Genomic DNA, 20,604 nt, shown 5'->3' with positions numbered 1-20,604 from the left:
CGGTTGCTAGATGCGGACCGGCATAACCAGGTACAGGTAGTTGATCTTGTCGTAGGACTTGAAGATGCCCGCCTGCGAGTAGCTCTTGAGCTCCAGCGTGATCTCCTTCTCCTTGGACAGGGCATTGAGGCAGCCGAAGATGTAGTGGTAGTTGAAGGCGATGGTGCCCGACTCGCCCTCGGCCTCGACATCGATCGTCTCCTGCGCAAGGTCCTGGTCATTGGAAATGGAGGACAGGCCCATCTGCCCGTTCTCGACATCGATCTCGAACTTGACGGCGGGGTTGGCGCTCGCGATAACGGCCACGCGCTTGAGGGCGGCGTTAAAGGCGGCGACGTCAATCTTGACGCTCGTCACGCACGAATCGGGGATGAGCTGCTTGTAGTTGGGGTACACGCCCTCGATACGACGCGACACGTAGGTGGTGTTGCCGGCCTCAAAGACGACCTGGGTGTCGGTAGCCCCGATCATGATGGTCGCCTGGCTGGCCATGATGTTCAGTGCGTCGTTAAAGGCGTCAGCCGGAACGTTGAGCTCAAAGGAGCCCTCGAGGGTCGAGGTCTCGACCTGCGTATCGCACACGGCCAAGCGGAAGGAATCGGTCGCCACCAGGCGCACGGTGTTGTTCTCGACCTTCATGTGCACGCCGCCCAGGATGGGGCGAGCCTTGTCGGTCGAGGTGACGCGCCACACGCGGCCGACCATCTCGGACAAGATATCGGTCGGCAGCTCCACGGCACTCTCGATGGCATAGGCCGGAAACTCAGGGAAGTCATTGGCATCGAGCGTGTTCAGGCGGAACGAGCTCTTCTCGCAACTGATCAGCACCTGGCGCTCGGACAGCTCAAAGGTGACCGGGGCATCGGGGAGAGTCTTGGTGATATTGGAGAGCATCTTACAGGGGATAACCATCTCGCCCTCTTCTTCGACATGCGCCGCGATGCGATGACGGATCGAGATGGTGTAGTTAGAGGTCTGGAATTCCAAGATGCCGTCTTGCGCCTTGACGAGCACGCCCGACAGGATGGGAAGGGTGGATGCCGAAGCGACACCCTTCATAACGACGCCGATGGCTTGTGTAAGCGAGCTCTGGCTGACGGTGAACTTCATCTTTTAATACCTTTCTATAGATATAAATATCTTAATAATAGTAATAGCACTGACGAAACTGTTGATTACTCACAAAGACGCAGGTCAGACCCAGAAAGAGAATCGACAGCAACCTGTGTGCAACAGGGGTGGTTTTCCACGTTCAAAACCTGCGCAAAACTTTTCATCACCGCGGATTGGGTTTTAGACACCTTATGCCCGTGGTTTCGACAAGTTTTCAACAGGTGTCTCTATTTCCCTACGAGCGTAGTGTAATTTTATCGCGCAGCGACTTGAGGTCTTCGGTGACGGTGCGGTCTTCCTGGATCATCTTCTGGACCTTTTTGTAACTCGTGCTGACGGTCGAGTGGTTGCGGTTGCCAAATTCGGCGCCTACCGCCGTGGTCGTCATCTCGCACATTTCGATGGCCAGGTAGATAGCGATATGGCGTGCTTTGGCGATATTGGCGTTGCGACGCGGGCCGATGAGCTCCTCGTGCGTCACGCCGTACTGCTCTTCGATGACGGACTGAACCGTTTGCACGTTGATCTTTTTGGCCGATGTGTCGAAGTACTGGCTGGCGATGGCGTCGATATCGTCAAAGGTGAGCTCCCCGCCCTCGCGCTCGCGGTCGCCCGCCTCGCCGGCGCAGCGCTCGCAGAAGCTCTCGAGTTCGCGGATGTTGGTGCCCGACACCTCTGCCATGTGCTTAAAGTGCTCATCGGTCAGGTGCCCGCCGTCGCCCCCGTAGGCCGCCAACAGTGAGTCGTCGCCTGCCTCGGGAGCGGCGACGATGGTGTTCTCGTAATAGCGCTGCAAGATCTTGTATTTCATCTCGTAGCTGGGCTCTGCGACCAGGCAGAGCATGCCGGCGTTGAAGCGGCTGGTCAGGCGCTCGTCCATGCTCAGGTCCTTGGGGGCGCGGTCTGCCGCGATGACGACCTTCTTGTTGTTGCGGATGAACTCGTCCATGAGCTGGAAAAAGTAGTCCACGCTCGCGCGCTTGCCGATGATGTTTTGGATGTCATCGATGATGAGCACGTCCACGCCGTGGTACGCCTGCATGATGGGGGCGTTGCTCTTCTTTTGGCGGTCGAACTCGGTCATCAGGTCGTCCAGATATGCCTGGGAGTTGGCATACTTGACCTTGATCTCGGGCGACTTCTCGGCGAGCTCGTTTTTGATGGCAAGCAGCAGGTGCGTCTTGCCCAGGCCCGATTTGCCGTAGATAAACAGTGATGTGCATGTGCCGCGCTCGTCCGCGAGGGCGGCAAACTTGAGTGCCGAGCGATAGGCATGGCTGTTCTCGGGGCCGTAGACAAAGTTCTCAAAGGTAAATTTTGAGTTCGCGGCGAGCGGGGCTCCATCCGTATTCTGCTCGGCCGGCACGGTCGGTGCTGGCATGGGCGAAGCGGGGGTCGCAGCTTGCGTGGATTTAGTCGGCGCTCCGCCCTTCATCTGGTTCATCATGCGACGAAAATCGTCGGCCGAGAGCGTGTTCTTGATTGCAATGCCCGAATCCGCGCCCGCCGCTGCGTCGTGAGCGATGGGCATGTGCGTGACGGGTGCGTTCGTTGACGTCGCTACCGCGGTCGGCAACGGCGCCATGGTTTCACGGGAAACATCGCTGTGCTGGTGCTCGATTGTCGGCACGTCGCCTGCGGAGGCCGGCACCGCCGGGGAAGCAGCGGGAGCCGTGGCGGGCGCCGTCGCGGCAGCGGATTCCGTCGCGGCGCCTTGCGGTGCCACGATGTCGAGCGCAATCGGCGCAAAGGCGATTTCTTCTAGATAGGCCTCAATAGTCGGCTGATGCTTTTTGAGCTGCGCGATGGCAAAGCGCGAGGGGGCCTCGATCGTGAGCGTATCTTCGGTCAGGCTTATGGCGCGCGATTGCCCCAGCATGTTGATGAGGCGTGCATCTTGGCCGTCGCGCTGACAAAAGGCGATGGCATCCCCCAGGATGATGCTTGCTTCCTCGTCCACTGTCTCTCCCGTTCTTTAGCTCTGAGCTCGCACGCGAGCGGCGCCGAGTTCGGTCAGATGGTATTTCTGGCCATGCTTGATGACCAAGCCGGCCTGCGCCAAGTCATTGAGCGTGCGTGACCAAGTGGGGGCCGAGTTTCCAAACGCCCTCGCCAGATCGGTTGCACCGCACGCTTGATTTTGCGCCAGATAGCCCAGCGCGGCGTTGCCGCGGTCGCTTACGAACACGTCCGGTTGTGGCTGCGCATACTGATTTGCTGCATTAGGATACATCATTTGAGCTGCTGGTTGTTGAGAACTCTGCATCGGTGGCATTTGCTGTTGAAAACTTTGAGGCCACTGTTGGTAAGGCTGCGGAGGCATCTGCTGGGCCCAAGGGCTGTACTGCTGCTGCGGCATCTGCTGGTACGGCTGCTGATATCCCTGCTGGTACTGCTGCGGGAACTGCTGGCCATACCCCAGTGGCGGCATCTGCTGATATGGATATCCCTGTTGGTACGGCTGATAGCCCATTTGCTGGCCACCCGGTGCCCCCGTCGCCTGCTGCATTGCTGCTGCATCCTGATCCGCCAGCGGCACGGTCTCTGGCATGTTTGGCGGCATCGACATCGATGTCGCCTGGGGCTCTTGTGTAGGAAGCATTCCGGGATGCTGCATCTGCCCCACGGGGGGCTGCATCTGCTGCGTTGCCATGGGCTGCTGCGCAAAAGCTCCCGGCAGGGGATATGTGGGCTGCTCCGTCTCGGGCCGCACGGAAGCACCGCGTCCGCCGGCGCGCTCGATTTCCTGCACGCGTTTAGGGTCCAGGCTTACCGTAACCACGGTGCCGTTGCCCATGTTGTCCTCGATGGATACGGCACCGCCGGCGTTTTCCAAATACTCCTGCACCATGGGAAACCCTGCTCCGGTTCCACGGATATAGCGCTTCATCTTGCTGTTTGCGCTGGTAACGCCAAAGTCGAAAGCACGTTCCTTGTCGTCGATGCCGGGTCCTTGGTCAGCAAAGCGGATGGTGTCTCCGCCGTCCAGAATCGAGATGATGGGCTCGGCAAAGTGTGCGTGGATAAAGTTTTCGACAATCTCGCGGATGACCATGAGCGAGATATGGCCACCTTGTTCTTTCATGCACTGGTAGACGGTGTTGGTCGTCTCTTCCAAATACGTGCGGACATCTTGCGGATCAATGACGATCACCCGCGGTGTCGACAGCATGTCGTCATAGACGGCGATGCGCGCGGCGTACATGGCTTTTGGCGCCTGCGTGGTCGTCTGCTCGCCTTCCGCACGCTCTTCGCGCACGCCGGTGATGTGCTCGTTGTCGGGTGCCGGGTCTCCGGAATCGACCATGGTGTAAAAGTCGTCAGACATGCCGCTCGCAATCTTTCAAAAGGTTTCGAACAAATAGTAGCTCACCGTGCAACGTTTCTCATCTTTCGACAACTTTTCAAAACTTGTTGAAAACTTTGGAAAACGGGCGAAAAGTTCTCAACATTGCCAACATGACCTGTTGAAAACTCGATGAAATATCGTGAAAGGTTGCCATGAGGCGCAAATTTCGGTTGTGCTTATGGGGGAACCGTGTGAACTGCGCAACCTTTTACCTTTGATTTCTTGACATTTGAACATTGATTTCCCTACAATCTTCAAGCTCACGTGTCTATATCTGCGTCCGCGTCCCCGCGGACACTCGAAATGCAGCAGGAGGAACTTAAGATGAAGCGTACGTATCAGCCTAATAAGCGTAAGCGTGCCAAGACCCATGGCTTCCGTGCCCGTATGGCCACTAAGGGTGGTCGTGCCGTGCTCGCCCGTCGTCGCGCCAAGGGCCGCAAGCGTCTCACTGTCTAGCAGCGATACACACATCTCGCATGAAGACTATTAAGTCTCGGCAAGATTTCGAGCATGTGTTCAGTCAGGGGCGTCGTTTCAATCACCCTCTGATTCGAATGACCATATGTGAATCGGTTGGCGAAGGCGACTCCGGAAGGGTCGCCTTCGTTGGTGCTAAGCGACTCGGTTGTGCCGTCGTGCGCAACCGATCTAAGCGTGTGATGCGCGAGGCCGCCCGCAGCTGCGGATTTCCCGTTGCGGGTTATGACATCATCTTGTTTGCAACTCCCAAGACGAGGGTTTCCTCGCCGCAGGAGATGGACAAGGCGTTGCGTTCGCTTATGAAGCGCGCCGGCGTTGCCGGGGAGGAGCGATGAGCAATCACGTTTTGCGACGTGTTGCCATCGCTCCTATTCGCATATATCAACAGGTTATTTCGCCCTTATTGCCTGACGCCTGCATTTATTACCCAACGTGCTCGCAATACGCCATCCAGGCGATTGAGAAGCACGGTGTTTTGAGAGGCTGCTGGCTTGCCGTGAGGCGCATCGCTCGTTGCAATCCCCTGCACGTCGGCGGTTATGACCCTGTGCCCTAGCGGGCACTCGCTATCGGAGGAAAACTTACATGTGGGATTGGATCGTTAACATCCTTTTCGAGCTGCTCAAGCTCATCCAGACCTTTGCGGTCGACTGGGGCCTGTCCATCATCATCCTGGTGGTCATCATCCGTCTGCTGCTGACGCCGCTCATGCTCAAGTCGACCAAGTCGACGGCTCGCATGCAGGTGCTGCAGCCCAAGATGCTCGAGATCCAGGAGCGCTATGCCGACGATCCCCAGCGTCAGGCCGAGGAGATGCAGAAGTTCTACAGCGAGAACAAGTTCAACCCCATGGCTGGCTGTCTGCCGCTGCTGATTCAGATGCCTATCCTGTTCGCCCTGTTTACATTGCTGCGCAACCTGCCGCAGTACTTTAACGACGGCACGTTCTCGTTCTTCAACATCCTGCCCGACCTGACCACCACGCCGAGTGCTTCCTTTGCCGATGGCTTTATGGTTGCACTGCCTGCGCTGGTTTGCCTGATCCTGTTCGCCGTTCTGACCCTGATTCCGCAGCTCTATATGTCGCGCAACCAGACCGGCCAGCAGGCTCAGAGCATGCGTATGATGGCCGTTGTCATGACGGTCATGATGCTTTGGATGGGCTGGAGCCTTCCCGTTGGTGTTCTGCTGTACTACGACGTCTCGTCTGCTTGGCAGGTTATCCAGCAGATTTTTGTGACGCAGAAGGTCATCGACAAGGCGAAGGCCGATGAGGAGGAGCGTCTTAAGAACGCTCCGTTGCAGGTTGAGGTCACTCGTCGAGAGAAGAAGCCGCGCCCGCACAAGAAGAAGTAGTGGGATATCAATCTTATTTAGGTACCTAACTTTTGGAGTACGTTATGTCTGAAGAGATCATCGAGGATATGCTTGAGGAGGTTGCCCCGCAGGTCGCGGGCGATTATCCCGAGATTGCACAGCGCTACAAGGCTGGTGAAGAGCTGACCGATGAGGAGCTCGACACCATTGCCGATGTTGCTATTTCCATCCTGCGTTCCATCCTTTCGCACTTCGATGCCGCCAACTCTCCTATCGATGAGTATGAGGGCGACGAAGGTGAGCTGATTTTGGATGTAACGGCTCCCGACCTTGCTGTTCTCATTGGCCGTCATGGTCGCACCCTTGATGCCCTTCAGGTTATGTTCTCTTTGCTGGTGAGCCGCAAACTTGGCTTTAGGTATCCGGTTGTAGTGGACGTCGAGGGATACAAGAGCCGCCGTCAGGACAAGGTTGCCTCCATGGCTCAGTCTGCTGCCGAGCGTGCCATTCGCACTCATAAGAGTGTTTCGCTTCCGCCCATGAATGCCTACGAGCGTCGACTGGTTCACATTGCACTTCGTGGCAATGATGCCGTCGATACTCATTCTGAGGGTTCTGACCCTGATCGCCATGTGGTGATTGTTGCTCGATAATCTACTCGAGTTTATGCTAAGGGGACGTGGTTTCCACGTCCCCTTTTTTTGTCAAAAGTTCTCGATACGCTGATTTTTGTCAGAAAGGAGCTTTCGTTGTTAGTACTTACTGATCAGCAAGCTGACGAGATGTTGAGTCGTCTAGCTTTCTATTGCAAAGAGTATTCCTTGAGCGTAACTGATGTTGAGCTGAGGAAATGTATTCAGCATTTGGATTTGGTTCTAGAAACAAATAAGACAACCAATCTCACCCGTATTCTTAACGTAGAAGATGCTGCAGTACTTCATATCCTCGACTCACTTGTTTTGCTCCCCTATATCAACAAGGCTCCTGAGGGAGCTTTGCTCGATATGGGAACAGGTGCGGGCTTCCCTGGTATTCCATTAACCATAACCACGCATCGTAAAGCTACTTATATTGACTCTGTTGGCAAGAAGGTTGATGCGGTAAATTCCTTTGTCCATGCTCTTGGATTGAAACATGCCCATGCGGTTCATGATCGTCTTGAAGAATATGCTCGGAGCCATAAGAAGCAGTTCTCTGTTGTAACCGCCCGCGCACTGGCCCCTCTACCGATTCTTGTTGAGTATGCGGCTCCGTATCTGAAGGATGGAGGTCTATTTGTTATAACCAAGGGCAATCCTTCGGATGAGGAGCTTGCTTCCGGCATGTCAGCAGCTAAGATTTGCGGCTTCACTTTGCTTCTGAATGACGCAATTGATTTGCCTGAAGGCTTGGGTCACAGGGAGTTCATTGTTCTTAAGAAGAGTCATCCAGCATCTGTCTCATTGCCTCGTGCAAATGGCGTGGCAAAGAAGAATCCGCTTGCCTAGATGTTTCACGTGAAACATAATGGATACTAACAACTTGCAGTGTTTCACGTGAAACATGGCGGTTGATATCGATTCGGAATGTTTCACGTGAAACATCCTCCGTTTGACAGCTTTAATACACACCAGGAGGGACCGTGGGATTTCGCGACGTTAAGCGTTCTAAGAGCGCAAAAAACACGCGTATCATTGCAATCATCAATCAAAAAGGCGGCGTCGGTAAGTCAACGACGGCCGTAAACCTTGCAGCAGCACTAGGTGAGCAGGGTCGTAAGACACTGATTGTCGATTTTGATCCGCAGGGAAACAGCACCAGTGGATTCGGAATTGAAAAAGAAGACCTTGATCACTGCATCTATGATGCATTGTTGAATGATGTGCCGGCAGAATCGCTTGTTCTTGATACAAATTGTAAAAAGGTATTCGTTATTCCGGCTACAATTCAACTTGCAGGCGCGGAAATTGAGCTCGTAAGCGCAATTGCTCGTGAAACCCGCCTCAAAGATTTGCTTGAGCCGATTCAGGACGAGTTTGACTTTATTTTCATTGACTGTCCTCCTTCGCTCGGCCTGCTTACTATCAACGCTTTGACCGCAGCAGACAGCGTTTTGATTCCGATCCAGTGCGAATATTACGCACTCGAGGGCGTTACGAAGCTGCTTGAGTCAATGAAGATGGTCAAATCACGGCTGAACAAGGGCTTAGACACCTATGGTGTGCTTATGACCATGTATGACTCGCGTACTTCACTATCGAATCAGGTTGTTGAGGAGGTTCAATCGTACTTTGGTGATAAGGCGTTTAAGACGCTAATCCCCCGTACGGTTAAAATCTCCGAAGCTCCGTCTTTTGGAGAACCGGTAATTACCTATGCACCTCAAAATAAGGGTGCAAAAGCATATATGAACCTTGCAAAAGAGGTGATCAAGCGTGCCTAGTGTAAAGAAACGTGGCGGATTGGGACGTGGACTCAATGCTTTGGTCTCAGAGGCCGAGTATGAGACCGGCGGTTCGGCTGCATCGGCTTCAAATGCCGCATCTGAAACAAAACTACCTATTGAGGATATCGTTCCCAACCCTAATCAGCCGCGAATTCACTTTAACGAAACTGAACTTCGCGAGTTGAGCGAGTCAATCCAAGAACATGGCGTTTTGCAGCCGCTTTTGGTTCGCAAACATGGAAACGGCTATGAGATCATCGCTGGTGAGCGTCGTTACCAGGCGTCAAAGCTTGCTGGCCTTGAAGAATTGCCAGTCATCATTAAAGAGGTAAATGATGAAGAGATGCTGGCTCTTGCTCTTATCGAAAACCTTCAGCGTTCTGATCTGAATCCCGTCGAAGAGGCTAAGGGCTATCGCCAACTCATTGATGCCAGCGGGATGACCCAGGAGGCATTGTCCAAGGCAGTAAGCAAGTCACGCTCTGCAATTACAAACTCGCTGCGTCTTCTCGATCTCCCCGAAGTAGTTCAGCAGATGATTTTTGAGGGTAAACTTACTGCTGGTCATGCACGTGCGATTCTTGCAGTTCCCTATGAGGACGCGCGTATTCGACTTGCTGAGAAAGTTGTTACAGAGGGCCTTTCCGTAAGAGCGACAGAAAATCTTGCTCCGTTGTTTTCTGCCGGAGAGACACCTAAGACGCCGAGGCCTGCAACGCCTCAGTCTTTTAAAAAGGCTGCCCGCGTGCTTCGTCAGGTTTTTAATACCAACGTGCGTGTGAAGAGCTCGCGTGGAAAGAATAAGATTGAGATTGAGTTTAAAGACGAGGAAGAGCTCTCTCGTATTCTTGGCGAAATGATTCAGTTTGATCAAGGAGGCCGAGATGAGGAATAAGATTTTAACAGCGATTGCATTGGTGACGACTGTCGCGGCTGGTGCCTTTGCTGGCTATAGGATCGCTACAGACGATGAACTTCGAGGTCGTTTGCTTCGTAGCGCGCAAGATATCGTCGATACTTCCAAAAAGAAAATGGATGTTATGACAGAAGATGTTGCCATGCGTACTGCTCAGGTAACGAAGAATCCCAAGATTAATCAAGGTTGGGTCAGCAACCAATGGGAAAATGTAGGCTATTAGGTACCTAACAATTACTCAGCATATTTTGAGGGGTCCTTGTCTGATTCATGAGACAAGGACCCCTTATTTTGGCCGTAAAAATGGGACAGGTAGCAGCTGATTCAAAATTAAGGTCAATAAATGAAACGACCCCGGTTGCATATTCTGTAACCGGGGTCGTTCGATGTTTCACATGAAACGTTTTGGGATGCGACTCCCCTATGCGTTCTTCTGAACTTTGAAGCGCTGCTTCAGCTGTCCGCAAGCGGCGTCAATATCGTTACCACGGGAGTTACGAATCGTGGTCTCGATGCCACGGGACTCAAGACGACGCTGAAGATCCTCAACCTTATGAATCGGCGACGGCTTGAGCGGGCTACCCTCGATGTCGTTAAGCTGAATGAGGTTAACGTGGCACAGCGTTCCCTCGCAGAAGTCGCAGAGCGCCTGCATTTCGGGATTCGTATCGTTGACGCCTTCGATCATGGCATACTCATAGGTCGGGCGGCGGCCGGTCTTCTCGGTGTAGAGCTGAAGCGCTTCGTGAAGGCGAAGCAGCGTGTACTTCTTAACACCGGGCATGAGCTTATTGCGCGTCGACTGGATGGCGGAATGCAGGGAAACGGCAAGCGTGAACTGCTCGGGGATGTCGGCAAATTTGCGAATACCGGGAATAACGCCGCTGGTAGAGACGGTGAGGTGACGAGCGCCGATACCGATGCCATCGGGGTCGTTGAGGATTCGCAGCGCCTTGAGAACCTCGTCGTAGTTGGCAAACGGCTCGCCCTGGCCCATGAAGACAACGCTCGTGGCGCGCTCGCCAAAGTCGTTGGATACATGAAGTACCTGGTCGACGATCTCTTGAGCGGTCAGAGAGCGCTTGAGGCCGTTGAGACCGGTAGCGCAAAAGGCACAGCCCATGCCACAGCCTGCCTGGGTGGAAACGCAGACGGAAAGCTTGTTACGACGGGGCATGCCGACGGTCTCGACGGAAACGCCGTCGTGGTACTCGAGCAGATACTTGCGAGAGCCATCTTTGGAAACCTGCTTGGTGAGTTCAGTCGGCGTGTCAAAGGCGAAAGCCTCTTTAAGCTGCTCGCGGAAAGCCTTGGGAAGGTTGGTCATATCGTCAAACGAACAAACGTTCTTCTCAAAGACCCATTCGATGAGCTGCTTCGCGCGGAAGGCGGGCTGGCCAAGCTCGGCCACGAGCTCGCGAATATCGTTTTGGCTCAAGTCGCGAATGTCCTGAGATTTAGTCCTGGGATTCATGGAAGCCTTTCGATTTTGGGGAAACGTAGAGGGTATCGCTACAATATGGTATCAGCTGCAGAAATTATAGAGGAGGAGTCTGCCCATGCCGGGTAAAAGCCTAGAGAACATGCACGTAGCGGTCTTGGCGGGCGGTCATTCCGCTGAGCGCGAGATCTCGCTCAATTCGGGAAAGAACGTCGTGGTTGCCTTGAAGGAGGCCGGCTACACTTCGGTGGAGCTGCTCGACACGGCTGCCGATGATTTTATGGTAACCATGGCGACCGGCGGCTTTGACGTGGCGTTTATCGCCATGCACGGTGCCGGCGGCGAGGATGGCGCCATGCAGGGCGCCATGGAGACCCTGGGTATCCCCTACACGGCCTCGGGCGTGCTTGCCAGCGCCTGCGGTGCCGACAAGGAGGTCTCTAAGCTCCTGTACGCCAAGGCGGGCATTCCCATTGCCCCCGGCCTCGCGCTCGAGGTGGGCGATGAAGTCGATATCGATCATATCGTCGAGGTTTGTGGCGAGCGCTGCTTTGTGAAGCCGGCCGTCAACGGTTCCAGCTATGGCATTTCCCTGGTCCATGAGCCCTCCGAGCTGCCCGCGGCAATCGCCAAGGCGTTTGCGTACGGCGACAAAGTGCTGGTCGAGAAGTGCATCGAGGGTACCGAGATCACCGTCGGTGTGTACGGCGAGGACGACGTGCGCGCTCTGCCGATTGTCGAGATTCGCAAACCCGAGGACTGCGAGTTCTACGATCTGGACGTGAAATATGTCGACCCTACGGACATCCATCGCATTCCGGCGCAGATTTCACCCGAGAATTACGCTCGCGCTCAGGAGCTTGCCTGTGCTGCTCACAAGGCCCTCGGTTGCCTGGGTATCTCGCGCAGCGACTTTATCGTGAGTGAGGACGGCCCCGTTATCCTCGAGACCAATACCATTCCCGGCATGACCGATACGTCGCTGTATCCGGACGAGATCCGCCACACCGACGACATGACGTTCCCGCAGGTCTGTGACAGCCTGATTCGTATGGGCCTTCGTCGAGCGGGCATTGCATGCTAATCGAGGACGCGGTTTCGTCAGGAACGCCGCAGTTTGTCATCGACTCCTATGCCACGCTTGCCGAACGCGCCAAAACGCAGTCCTTCGGCCTTATCGAGGAAGATGTGATTGTCCTCGATACCGAGACCACAGGTCTTTCGGTGCAGGACAATGAGCTGATCGAGATCTCGGCGGCCCGTCTTTCGGGCCGCGAGGTCGTCGACCGCTTCGATACCTTCGTGCATCCCAAGCAGCTGATTCCCGCCGAGATCACCGAGCTCACGAGCATTACAAATGCCGATGTGGCAGATGCCCCGTCGGCCGTTGAGGCCGTAGCCGCTCTCGCCGATTTTGTCGGTGGTTGCCCGGTAATCGCACATAACGCCACGTTCGACCGCTCGTTTATCGAGTCGGTCAAAGGCGGCGTCAACGTGAGCGATATCTGGATCGATTCGCTGGCGCTGTCGCGCATCGCGCTTCCGCGCCTGGCATCGCACAAGTTGTCTTTTATGGCCGATCTGTTTGGCTGTGACTCGGTATCACACCGTGCCAATGCCGACGTCGACGCCCTGTGTGGCGTATGGCGCGTGTTGCTCGTGGCGCTCACCGACTTGCCTCAGGGCCTCATGGCGCGCCTAGCCGACATGCATCCGGATGTGCCTTGGTCCTATCGTCCTATCTTCTCATTCTTGGCAGGGCAGAACCCTGGTTCTATCTTCTCTCTCAGCGCCGCTCGTGCTGACGTTCTCAAGGCCGATCGCGCCGACGATCGGGTGGACGCCGACGAACTGCCGGTCCTCAAGATGCCGAGTCGTGAGGAGATTGAGGCAGACTATGCGCCGGGTGGCCTGGTCAATCGCATGTATCCCACTTACGAGCCGCGTGATGAGCAGATCGCGATGGCGCTCGAGGTCCGCGATGCGCTGGTCACGGGCACACATCGCGTAATTGAGGCGGGCACGGGCGTCGGCAAATCGATGGCCTATCTGGTGCCTTTTGCCGAGGCAGCACGCCGTAACAACATCACGGTTGGTATTGCGACCAAATCGAACAATCTTGCCGACCAGCTCATGTACCATGAGCTGCCAAAACTTGCCGAGCAACTGGACGGTGGTCTGTCATTTTGCGCTCTCAAGGGCTATGACCACTATCCGTGCCTGCGCAAGCTTGAGCGCATGAGCCGAGGCCAGGTCGAGATTACCACCAAGCGCGATCCGGCGGACACGCTCACGGCGGTCGCGGTCATTATGGCGTACGTCTGCCAATCAGCCGATGGCGACCTCGACTCGCTCGGCATTCGGTGGCGCAGCGTCAACCGTCCCGACTTTACGACGGCCTCGCGCGAGTGTGCTCGTCGCCTCTGCCCGTTTTTCCCTGATAAATGTTTGGTCCACGGCGCTCGCCGTCGTGCGGCGCATGCCGATGTGGTGGTCACCAACCATTCCCTGCTGTTCCGCAATGTCGCGGCCGAGGGCAGGATTTTACCTCCGATTCGTCATTGGGTAATCGACGAGGCCCATTCCATCGAGCGCGAGGCGCGCCGCCAGTGGGCGCGCGTGGTGTCGGCGGACGAATCACGCGTTCTGTTTGAGCGCCTGGGTGGCTCGAGCACCGGCGCGCTAAGCCAGGTTTCCCGTGATTTGGCAACCTCCGAGGGCTCTACGCTCTATCTGGGCCTTACTGCCAAGGCGACGTCGACGGTTGCGCGCGCGAGCATGGCAATCGCCGACGTGTTCGATGGCGTTCGCGAGCTCGGCCGCCGTGCGCGTGGGGGTTATGACAATGCCAATCTATGGATTGGCCCCGAGCTGCGCGAATCTGACGACTGGCATGATTTCTTACAGTCGGCCTACACTTGCATCGACGCATTGGAACAGGCTGACAAGAGCGTCGACGCGCTGGTGCAAGCCGTCGCCGCCGACAAGCCCGAGGTTGTTGTTGACCTGGGTGATATCTCGCGTCGCCTGCACGAGCTGGTCGAGAACCTCAAACTCATCATTGATGGCACCGATGAACACTACGTGTATTCGCTGCAAGTCAATCGCAGGCTGCGTGCCGGCGGAGAGTCGATGACCGCAGAGCGCATCGACATTGGCGAGGCCTTGGCAACCGAGTGGCTGCCCGAGGTTCACACGGCTATCTTTGCCTCGGCGACTATGACGGTGTCCAAAAGCTTTGAACACTTTAACCATGCGGTCGGCCTCGATCGCATCGGTGCTTCAACATCCTCATCGCTGCACTTGGACTCGAGCTACGACTTCGATTCGAACATGGCTGTAGTCGTTGCGGGCGATATCCCCGATCCGCGCGATCGCGAGAGCTATCTTACGGCGCTCGAGCGCGTGCTGGTCGACGCCCATCTTGCCATGGGCGGATCGGTGCTCACACTGTTCACCAATCGGCGCGACATGGAAGACCTGTACGCCCGCGTTGAGCCCAAGATGGCCCGTGCGGGTCTGGAACTCGACTGCCAGCAGCGCAACTCATCTCCTCGTCGCCTGCGCGACCGGTTTATCAACGAGCCGACCTCGTCGCTTTTTGCGCTTAAGGCCTTCTGGGAGGGGTTTGACGCCAGCGGCGAGACGCTGCGTTGCGTCATCATTCCCAAGCTGCCGTTCTCGAGCCCCACGGACCCGCTCTCGTGCGAGCGCAACCTGCGCGAAGACCGCGCTTGGGCGCGCTATTCGCTGCCCGAGGCGGTGCTCGAGGTTAAGCAGGCGGCCGGCCGCCTTATCCGCTCGTCGACCGATTGCGGCGTGCTGATTCTGGCCGACCCGCGCCTGGTGACGAAGGGCTACGGAAAGAAGTTCTTAACGTCGCTGCCCACGAGCTCCTACCAGCGCATCGAATCGGCGCAGATCGGTCACTATCTGCAACTGTGGCGCGCACGTCACGAGCGGCGGCGCTAAAGCGGACAGACGAGGGTTTTTGCCATATCGCACAGACGCTTTGACAGGGCGGGGTCACCCAAGATGCGGATGGCTCCGCCCGCTGCGATTACCTGGCTCAGTAGCCAACGCTCGGAGCCGTAATGCACGGCTACCGTTGCCATGTCTGCCCCGCTGCGCTCGATTAGGGTGATGCCGGCCCAGTCCAGATGCTCCGCCATATCGAATGGCATCAAGAGCTTTGCGCTACGCTGCGTCCGGGCAAGGGAATCGTGGAGGGATGCGACGCCCGGTGTGTGAGGCACGACGGAGTCTTCCGTCAAGGTGAGTCCCTCGATTTTATCCATGCGATAGGTGCGCTGCTCATCGATCGCGATGTCCCAGGCAATCAGGTATGTTTGGTCGCCGTTTGCCGTAATGCGCAAGGGGTCGACCAGACGCTCGCGTGGCCGCGCATCGTCCATCGAGCGATACGAGATGCGGCAACGAACACCGTCCTGAATGGCGCAGCTCAGCTGCTGCCAGTGCGACCCGTGGTTGACGGTGTCAAAGACGCGCTGGTTATAACCGAGCTCTTCGGGCAGAAGGGCATGTCGAATCCGAGCTGCCGTCTGCGGCTCGATCCCCAACGATTCAAGTTCATGGTTGAGCACGGCGCCCTCGGCGGCACTCAGGCGCAACGGTAGCACGCGCCCGGCGTCACCAGTGAGGGCCACGCGCTCGCCGCGGCATTCGCAGATGATGCGCGCGCCCGATTCTCGGTCCGCGAGCGTCGAGACGATCTCGAGAATCTCGTCGAGCGACGCCCCCGTGATGTCAAAGCGGCTGCAAATCTCGGTTCGTGTCATGCCGCCATCGCCGGCGGCGTAGAGGGCCTCCATGATGTCGATGGCGCGCGAGAGTCTCTGCTCGCTGGTGAGTTTACGCACGGGCATGCTCGTGCACCGTCCTTTCTATGAGGTGGTTCCACGCCTGCTTGAGCGATTTGGGGGCCATGGGCCTCATGCCGTCCATGGCGTGGGCCATGCAAAATGAGGCGGCGGCTTCAAGGTCGCGCACGTCAACGGTCCAGATCCATCCCGCATCGGTGTGTGTGAGCTCACCTCGCCCGCGCGTGAGGCCGTTGATCATATCGATCTGCGTCTGAGGGGCGAACGAGAACGTGGCTGCAACGGGCGGTCGGTCGGCGAAATCGAATTCAAAGAACAGATAGTCGTTGAGATTGAAGTCCGCAGGGATGGCGTAGGCCTTCGAAGGACGCCATGCGCGAACGATACGGTCGCAGCGGAATGTCCTGATGTCGTCGGTGACATTGTCGAGGCCGCAGAAGTACGCCACGCCCTCGCGTTCGAACATGCCGTAGACACAGACGGTACGTTCTTTCTGCTCGCCGCGTCCGTTCTGATATAAAAATCGCAGCGCGCATCGCTCGGCAAAGGCGCTCCATACCGCATCGACGGTGGGAGAGCGGCGGATCGGTACTTCGTCCACCGCCGACATGCCGGTGAGGTAGGCAATTTTGGAGCGAATATCGGCAAGCGGCGCGGCAAAGGTGGAAGAGCCGGCCGCTAGCGTCTGGTCGATGGCGTTGAGTAGGATATCGGCGTCGTCTGCGGTGATGAGGCCGCCTGCAGCAAACGTGTGCTCGCGGTCGATTGTCCACGAGCTTTCCTCGGTCTCCTGCGCACCGGCGGGGCGAACCTCCTTGATTAAGATGCCACGCTCGAGCAGTTTGTCACGATCGCGCCGAAACTTGCGCTTATCCGAGTCGATACTGCCCGAGCCATATCCCAGGTCAGAATCCAAGACGATCTGCTCGGTCGTCAGCGGTTCGGGGGAGCTGTTGAGCACAAAGAAAAGATTGAGGATGCGCTGAGCCGTTTTATCGAAACCGGGCTCCGAACTTCCCTTTTTAATTGTCGCGGTCGCGTCGCTTGCCGTCATAGAATCCTCGCATGAGAAGGTAGTTTGCTGCCATGATTTTAGTCCGATATGGAGATTAGGCTATATCCTTGTCCGCTCGAGGCGTTAAGATGGCCCGAATTCGGTCGTTTGCGCTCGCTCGGGGTATACTTTCGACTATATACGGTTCTAATGTGCATGCATTGGGCCTATTTGTCGGATTATGGATGTGGAGCGCACATGGCGAACACCCAGAACTATATTAACCACCTGCTGCAGAACACCGGCATTACGCCGGCATGCAGCGAAGAAGAGCGCTTGGCTGCCGAGGATATCGCTCAGATCTTCCGCAACCACGGCTTTGACCCCGAGGTTCAGGAGTTCAATGCCCCGGCGCCCAGTAGATTGGCATTTGCCGTTACCGGTATTCTTGCGTTTGCCGGCGCCCTGCTGATGGGCATCGGCGGCGGTATCGGCTTGGTCGGCACCTTGCTGGCCATTGTCGGCGCCGTTCTTTACGTGCTCGAGCGCACGGGCCACCCCGTGGTTTCGCGCCTGGGCAAGACGGGCGTGAGCCAAAATGTCATCGCCTACCACAAGGCCTCGGGCCCGCTCGCGTCTCCGCGCAACCGCCCGGTGGTCGTTGTCGCACACTACGACTCTCCCCGTGCTGAGCTGCTCGCCCGCGAGCCCTATGCTTCGTATCGTGCGCTCATCGCCAAGCTGTTGCCCGTTGCCACGGTTGCCCCTGCTGCCGTTGCCATCCTGCGTATCCTGCCGCTCCCCGGCGCGCTCAAGGTTCTGCTGTGGATTGTCGCGATCCTCGCTTCCCTCGTTGCACTTGCCAACGCGGCAAACATCATCTCTAACCGCCACGTTCTTCCCTATACGTCCGGCGCGGTGTGCAACAAGTCTTCTGTCGCCGCTATGCTCGGCGTTATGGACAACGTTGCTCCCTTCCAGGGCGAGAACGAGTTTCCCGACGATGTTCCGTTCGATACCTATTTTGGGGAGCAGAAACGTCGTGCCGAGGAAATGGCGCGCGCGGCGGCGGAGTATGCCGCGGCCCAGCAGCAAAACGACTACGGCAACACCATCGAGTACGAAGAGCCTACCTACGCCGAGGACGAGTTCGGTCAGCCGATTGCTCCCGACGCTCAAACCGAGCCCGAACAGGGCGAGGCTTTTGACGAGCAGATCGAGGGCTTTGAGGGTGCGTCTGCCGACGAGACGCTGATTGGCGCCATCGTGCCCGAGGATCAGAATCAGGCTGTCCAGGCCGAAGAGTTCAATGACGAGGTTCCCGCTGCTGAGCCGGCGGAGGAGCCTGCCGCGGCCGAGCCCGAGCCCAAGCTCTATCGCAACGCCGCCGGCAACATCCGCTTTGGTTCGGATGCCATCCGTGCGCTCGGAATGCTTCCCGAGTCCTGCGCGCTCGATTACGAGGAGGGCGAGGAGCCGACGTTTGAGCCCGAGCCTGCCCCCGTCGTGGCTGCGCCTGCGCCCGTTGTCGCTGCGGATGATGAGTCTGCCGCGGTTACCGCTGCCGTTGCCGAGCCCGAGGCGGTGTCCGCGATCGATTCCGCGGCAGGACTGGACGTTTTGGCTCCCGCCGCGCCGGCGCAAGACGTTGCGGACGAGTCTGACGACGATTACGTTGAACAGCCGAGGCGCGTGTCTTACGAGAGCGATACTGATTTCTCGGCCGAGATTCCCGCGGCAACGCCCCATGCCGACATTGCATCCGCGTTCTCGTCGATTGGCGCCAGCGCTTCCAACTTCTTTAAGGGTGCGCTTGCAAAGGGCAAGAAATTTGTCGACGATTTCGAGGAGAGGCGCGCTGCCGCACGCGAGGCTGCCGAGCAGGAGGCTATCGCTCAGCAGCAGGCAGCCGAGGCGGCACGTGAGCACGCGGCGCAAGAGTTCGAGCAGAACGAGGCTATGCAGTCCGCGCCCGTCGACGCCGCCGAAGCTACAATGTCTTTCGAGGCTCAGCAACCGACGTCAGCGGATGTTGTTGAGGCAACAACATCTTTCGAGGCTCAGCAGCACGTCGATAGCACCATGTCGTTTGATGCCGCGCAGTTCGATTCCACGATAACGTTTGAAAAGCAAGGCACCGCAATTGCCGAGCCCCTTCCTGTTTCCGATGAGCAGGGCGACGCGGCAGACGATGACGAGCCCATTGATGCTGCCGAAATCCAAGATGCCGCCGAGGACGAGTCCGTCGAGGCCAACTCTGACGAAGAGCAATACGCGGCAGCCGATCAAGGTGATTCGACCGAGGTCGAGCAGGAGGAAGTGCCTGCGGTTTCCGAGACTCCCGAGACGGATGAGTCGAGGCCTTACTCCACGCAGATTTTCACCATGCCGACCCCGAGTGGTTCCGGTGCCACGGTTGCCAATGTCGCTCCCACCCAGGACGAAACGGTCGATTCCCTTATGGCCCAGATTTCCTCCCAGGCATCGCCGCGTCCGCAGATGAATGTTCCCGATCCGGCGTCGGCACCGTCGCCTGCACCTTCCTCGTCTCCGCTGGCTTCGGTCCCCGATCCGTCGCTGCCGTCTATGAAACAGGCAAACGTTGCGTCTCGCACGTCGCTGTTCGACCTTCCCGATCCCTCTGCCCAGGTCAACGACCCCTTTGCTACTGCCCAGGGTCCCGAACCCACATCGGCACCCGTTGCGCCTTCTATGCCCGTTGCGTCGGGCGCGCAGCCGATCGAGACCATTTCGGCTCCCGCCCCAGCGGCACCCAAGTCTCGCAAACGCGGCCTGGGTGGCCTGTTCGGTCGTAAAAGGAAAAACGAGCAGGACAGCATGAGTGATTGGCTGGGCGTCGAAGACGATTACGATGCCAAGAAGTCCGGTCGCGGTATCGGTTCGTGGGATAACTTCGAGGACGATAACGATGGCTGGAAGGGCGGCGCTGCGTCTTCCGATGGCGCTTCTTCCGAAGATATGCTTTCGGCTGTCGCCTCTATGGGCGATGATGAGCTGCTCGGTCACGATATCTGGTTTGTGGCAACGGGCGCCTCGGATTGTGATGGCGCCGGCATGAAGGCCTTCTTGGCTTCGCATCGCGATAAGCTCCGCGGCGTATTCTTCATCAATCTTGAATCCGTCGGCGCCGGTAGGCTTTCGGTGGTGACGGTCGAGGGCGAACAGCAGCTGCTCAAGGGCGATCGCCGCATCATGAACCTGGTCAGCAAGGTGTGCAAGTCGTTCCATGTCGATTGTGGCGCGCTCGAGATGCCCTATGCCAAGACTGATGCCTATGCCGCGCTCGAGGCGAGCCGCCGAGCCCTCACCATCGCCGGCGTGGACGGCACGCGTCTGGCTTGCGCTCGTACCGAGGACGACCTGCCCCACAATGTCAACCCGACGAACATTGCCACGGTATCCGAGGTCGTGACCGAGGTTATCCGCCGTTCGTAGACGGAGCTCTAAGGAGTCAACGTGTTTTCGTATATTAAGCGCCATTGGCCTGTCTACGTGATTTTGACCTTGATTGCCATTGCGTTAGGATTTGGGGCTGCCTACATCGTGGGTGCAAAGGGCTCGACCCCCGCCTCCGCAATCAGCGAAGAGGTGGAGCAAGAACAGAGTACGGGTGCCGATGGGATTCCTGAGTCCGAGCAGGCAATCGTTGATGGTGGATCTTCGTCTGCAGAGTAGATACGGCGATTTACGTGATTGAAAGCGGG

19 protein-coding genes are annotated in these 20,604 nt (G+C 57.2%); 13 read left to right on the top strand and 6 right to left on the bottom strand.

The features are described 5' to 3' along the window. Nucleotides 1-6: 6 nt before the first annotated feature. The 3 genes from dnaN to DXC52_RS08180 all read right to left on the bottom strand — a co-directional run bounded on the left by dnaN (nt 7) and on the right by DXC52_RS08180 (nt 4,441). Nucleotides 7-1,110, bottom strand: coding sequence for a DNA polymerase III subunit beta (gene dnaN, locus DXC52_RS08190; RefSeq protein ID WP_006236186.1), 1,104 nt, complete (start codon nt 1,108-1,110; stop codon nt 7-9). Nucleotides 1,111-1,348: 238 nt separating this feature from the next. Beyond that, on the bottom strand, nt 1,349-3,073 hold the full coding sequence (locus DXC52_RS08185; protein WP_117746864.1) for a DnaA ATPase domain-containing protein: 1,725 nt from the start codon (nt 3,071-3,073) through the stop codon (nt 1,349-1,351). 15 nt (nt 3,074-3,088) lie between these two features. After that, entirely contained in the window at nt 3,089-4,441 is a 1,353-nt protein-coding gene (locus tag DXC52_RS08180) for an ATP-binding protein (RefSeq protein ID WP_117746863.1), read from the bottom strand. Nucleotides 4,442-4,786: 345 nt separating this feature from the next. Between DXC52_RS08180 and rpmH the strand changes: the two genes are divergently transcribed. The 9 genes from rpmH (at nt 4,787) to DXC52_RS08135 (ending at nt 9,826) form a co-directional block, all read left to right on the top strand. Further along, on the top strand, nt 4,787-4,921 hold the full coding sequence (gene rpmH / locus DXC52_RS08175; protein ID WP_019127408.1) for a 50S ribosomal protein L34: 135 nt from the start codon (nt 4,787-4,789) through the stop codon (nt 4,919-4,921). A 20-nt stretch (nt 4,922-4,941) separates the two neighbouring features. Further along, the gene (rnpA, locus tag DXC52_RS08170) at nt 4,942-5,280 is read left to right on the top strand and encodes a ribonuclease P protein component (RefSeq protein ID WP_006236191.1); all 339 of its coding nucleotides are present in this window, start codon (nt 4,942-4,944) and stop codon (nt 5,278-5,280) included. After that, a complete protein-coding gene (yidD, locus tag DXC52_RS08165) occupies nt 5,277-5,501 on the top strand; it encodes a membrane protein insertion efficiency factor YidD (RefSeq protein ID WP_082222962.1) in 225 nt (74 codons plus the stop codon). The genes rnpA and yidD overlap by 4 nt, the downstream gene beginning before the upstream one ends. Before the next feature lie 29 nt (nt 5,502-5,530). Beyond that, complete coding sequence (locus DXC52_RS08160) at nt 5,531-6,301, top strand: YidC/Oxa1 family membrane protein insertase (RefSeq protein ID WP_006236192.1); 771 nt, start codon at nt 5,531-5,533, stop codon at nt 6,299-6,301. Nucleotides 6,302-6,345: 44 nt separating this feature from the next. After that, a complete protein-coding gene (locus DXC52_RS08155) occupies nt 6,346-6,915 on the top strand; it encodes a R3H domain-containing nucleic acid-binding protein (protein WP_022093802.1) in 570 nt (189 codons plus the stop codon). A gap of 96 nt (nt 6,916-7,011) precedes the next feature. Next, a complete protein-coding gene (gene rsmG, locus DXC52_RS08150) occupies nt 7,012-7,749 on the top strand; it encodes a 16S rRNA (guanine(527)-N(7))-methyltransferase RsmG (protein WP_233504909.1) in 738 nt (245 codons plus the stop codon). 134 nt (nt 7,750-7,883) lie between these two features. Further along, the gene (locus DXC52_RS08145) at nt 7,884-8,684 is read left to right on the top strand and encodes a ParA family protein (RefSeq protein ID WP_117746861.1); all 801 of its coding nucleotides are present in this window, start codon (nt 7,884-7,886) and stop codon (nt 8,682-8,684) included. Further along, nucleotides 8,677-9,582, top strand: a complete 906-nt coding sequence (locus tag DXC52_RS08140; RefSeq protein ID WP_199409502.1) for a ParB/RepB/Spo0J family partition protein — start codon at nt 8,677-8,679, stop codon at nt 9,580-9,582. Before DXC52_RS08145 ends, DXC52_RS08140 begins: the two co-directional genes overlap by 8 nt. Then, nucleotides 9,572-9,826, top strand: a complete 255-nt coding sequence (locus DXC52_RS08135) for a hypothetical protein (RefSeq protein ID WP_006236197.1) — start codon at nt 9,572-9,574, stop codon at nt 9,824-9,826. The genes DXC52_RS08140 and DXC52_RS08135 overlap by 11 nt, the downstream gene beginning before the upstream one ends. Nucleotides 9,827-10,024: 198 nt before the next feature. Here the strand turns inward: DXC52_RS08135 and rlmN are convergent, their stop codons facing one another. Further along, on the bottom strand, nt 10,025-11,077 hold the full coding sequence (gene rlmN / locus DXC52_RS08130; RefSeq protein WP_055287295.1) for a 23S rRNA (adenine(2503)-C(2))-methyltransferase RlmN: 1,053 nt from the start codon (nt 11,075-11,077) through the stop codon (nt 10,025-10,027). Nucleotides 11,078-11,162: 85 nt separating this feature from the next. On the opposite strand from rlmN, the gene DXC52_RS08125 reads away from it, so the two are divergent. Further along, complete coding sequence (locus DXC52_RS08125) at nt 11,163-12,128, top strand: D-alanine--D-alanine ligase (protein WP_117746860.1); 966 nt, start codon at nt 11,163-11,165, stop codon at nt 12,126-12,128. Then, nucleotides 12,122-15,016, top strand: a complete 2,895-nt coding sequence (locus DXC52_RS08120) for a helicase C-terminal domain-containing protein (protein WP_117746859.1) — start codon at nt 12,122-12,124, stop codon at nt 15,014-15,016. Before DXC52_RS08125 ends, DXC52_RS08120 begins: the two co-directional genes overlap by 7 nt. On the opposite strand, the gene DXC52_RS08115 is transcribed toward DXC52_RS08120, so the two are convergent. Beyond that, nucleotides 15,013-15,930: a YafY family protein gene (locus tag DXC52_RS08115; RefSeq protein WP_117746858.1), complete on the bottom strand. Its 918-nt coding sequence runs from the start codon at nt 15,928-15,930 to the stop codon at nt 15,013-15,015. The two genes, DXC52_RS08120 and DXC52_RS08115, sit on opposite strands and share 4 nt — an antisense overlap. After that, nucleotides 15,917-16,939 (bottom strand): YafY family protein, encoded by a 1,023-nt coding sequence (locus DXC52_RS08110; protein ID WP_117746857.1) that lies wholly within the window; start codon nt 16,937-16,939, stop codon nt 15,917-15,919. The genes DXC52_RS08115 and DXC52_RS08110 overlap by 14 nt, the downstream gene beginning before the upstream one ends. Before the next feature lie 198 nt (nt 16,940-17,137). Here DXC52_RS08110 and DXC52_RS08105 point away from each other — a divergent pair, with 198 nt between their 5' ends. Together DXC52_RS08105 and DXC52_RS08100 are read left to right on the top strand one after the other, a co-directional pair. Continuing rightward, the gene (locus tag DXC52_RS08105) at nt 17,138-20,335 is read left to right on the top strand and encodes a hypothetical protein (protein ID WP_117746856.1); all 3,198 of its coding nucleotides are present in this window, start codon (nt 17,138-17,140) and stop codon (nt 20,333-20,335) included. A 21-nt stretch (nt 20,336-20,356) separates the two neighbouring features. After that, nucleotides 20,357-20,575 carry a hypothetical protein gene (locus DXC52_RS08100; protein ID WP_022094153.1) on the top strand — a complete coding sequence of 73 codons (219 nt, stop codon included), beginning with the start codon at nt 20,357-20,359 and terminating at the stop codon, nt 20,573-20,575. Nucleotides 20,576-20,604 lie beyond the last annotated feature (29 nt).

The sequence above is a fragment of the Collinsella sp. TF05-9AC genome, from assembly GCF_003438495.1.
GTDB lineage: Bacteria > Actinomycetota > Coriobacteriia > Coriobacteriales > Coriobacteriaceae > Collinsella.
The sequence above is the reverse complement of the archived record's forward strand: the minus strand, read 5'-3'. Positions and strand labels throughout refer to the sequence as shown.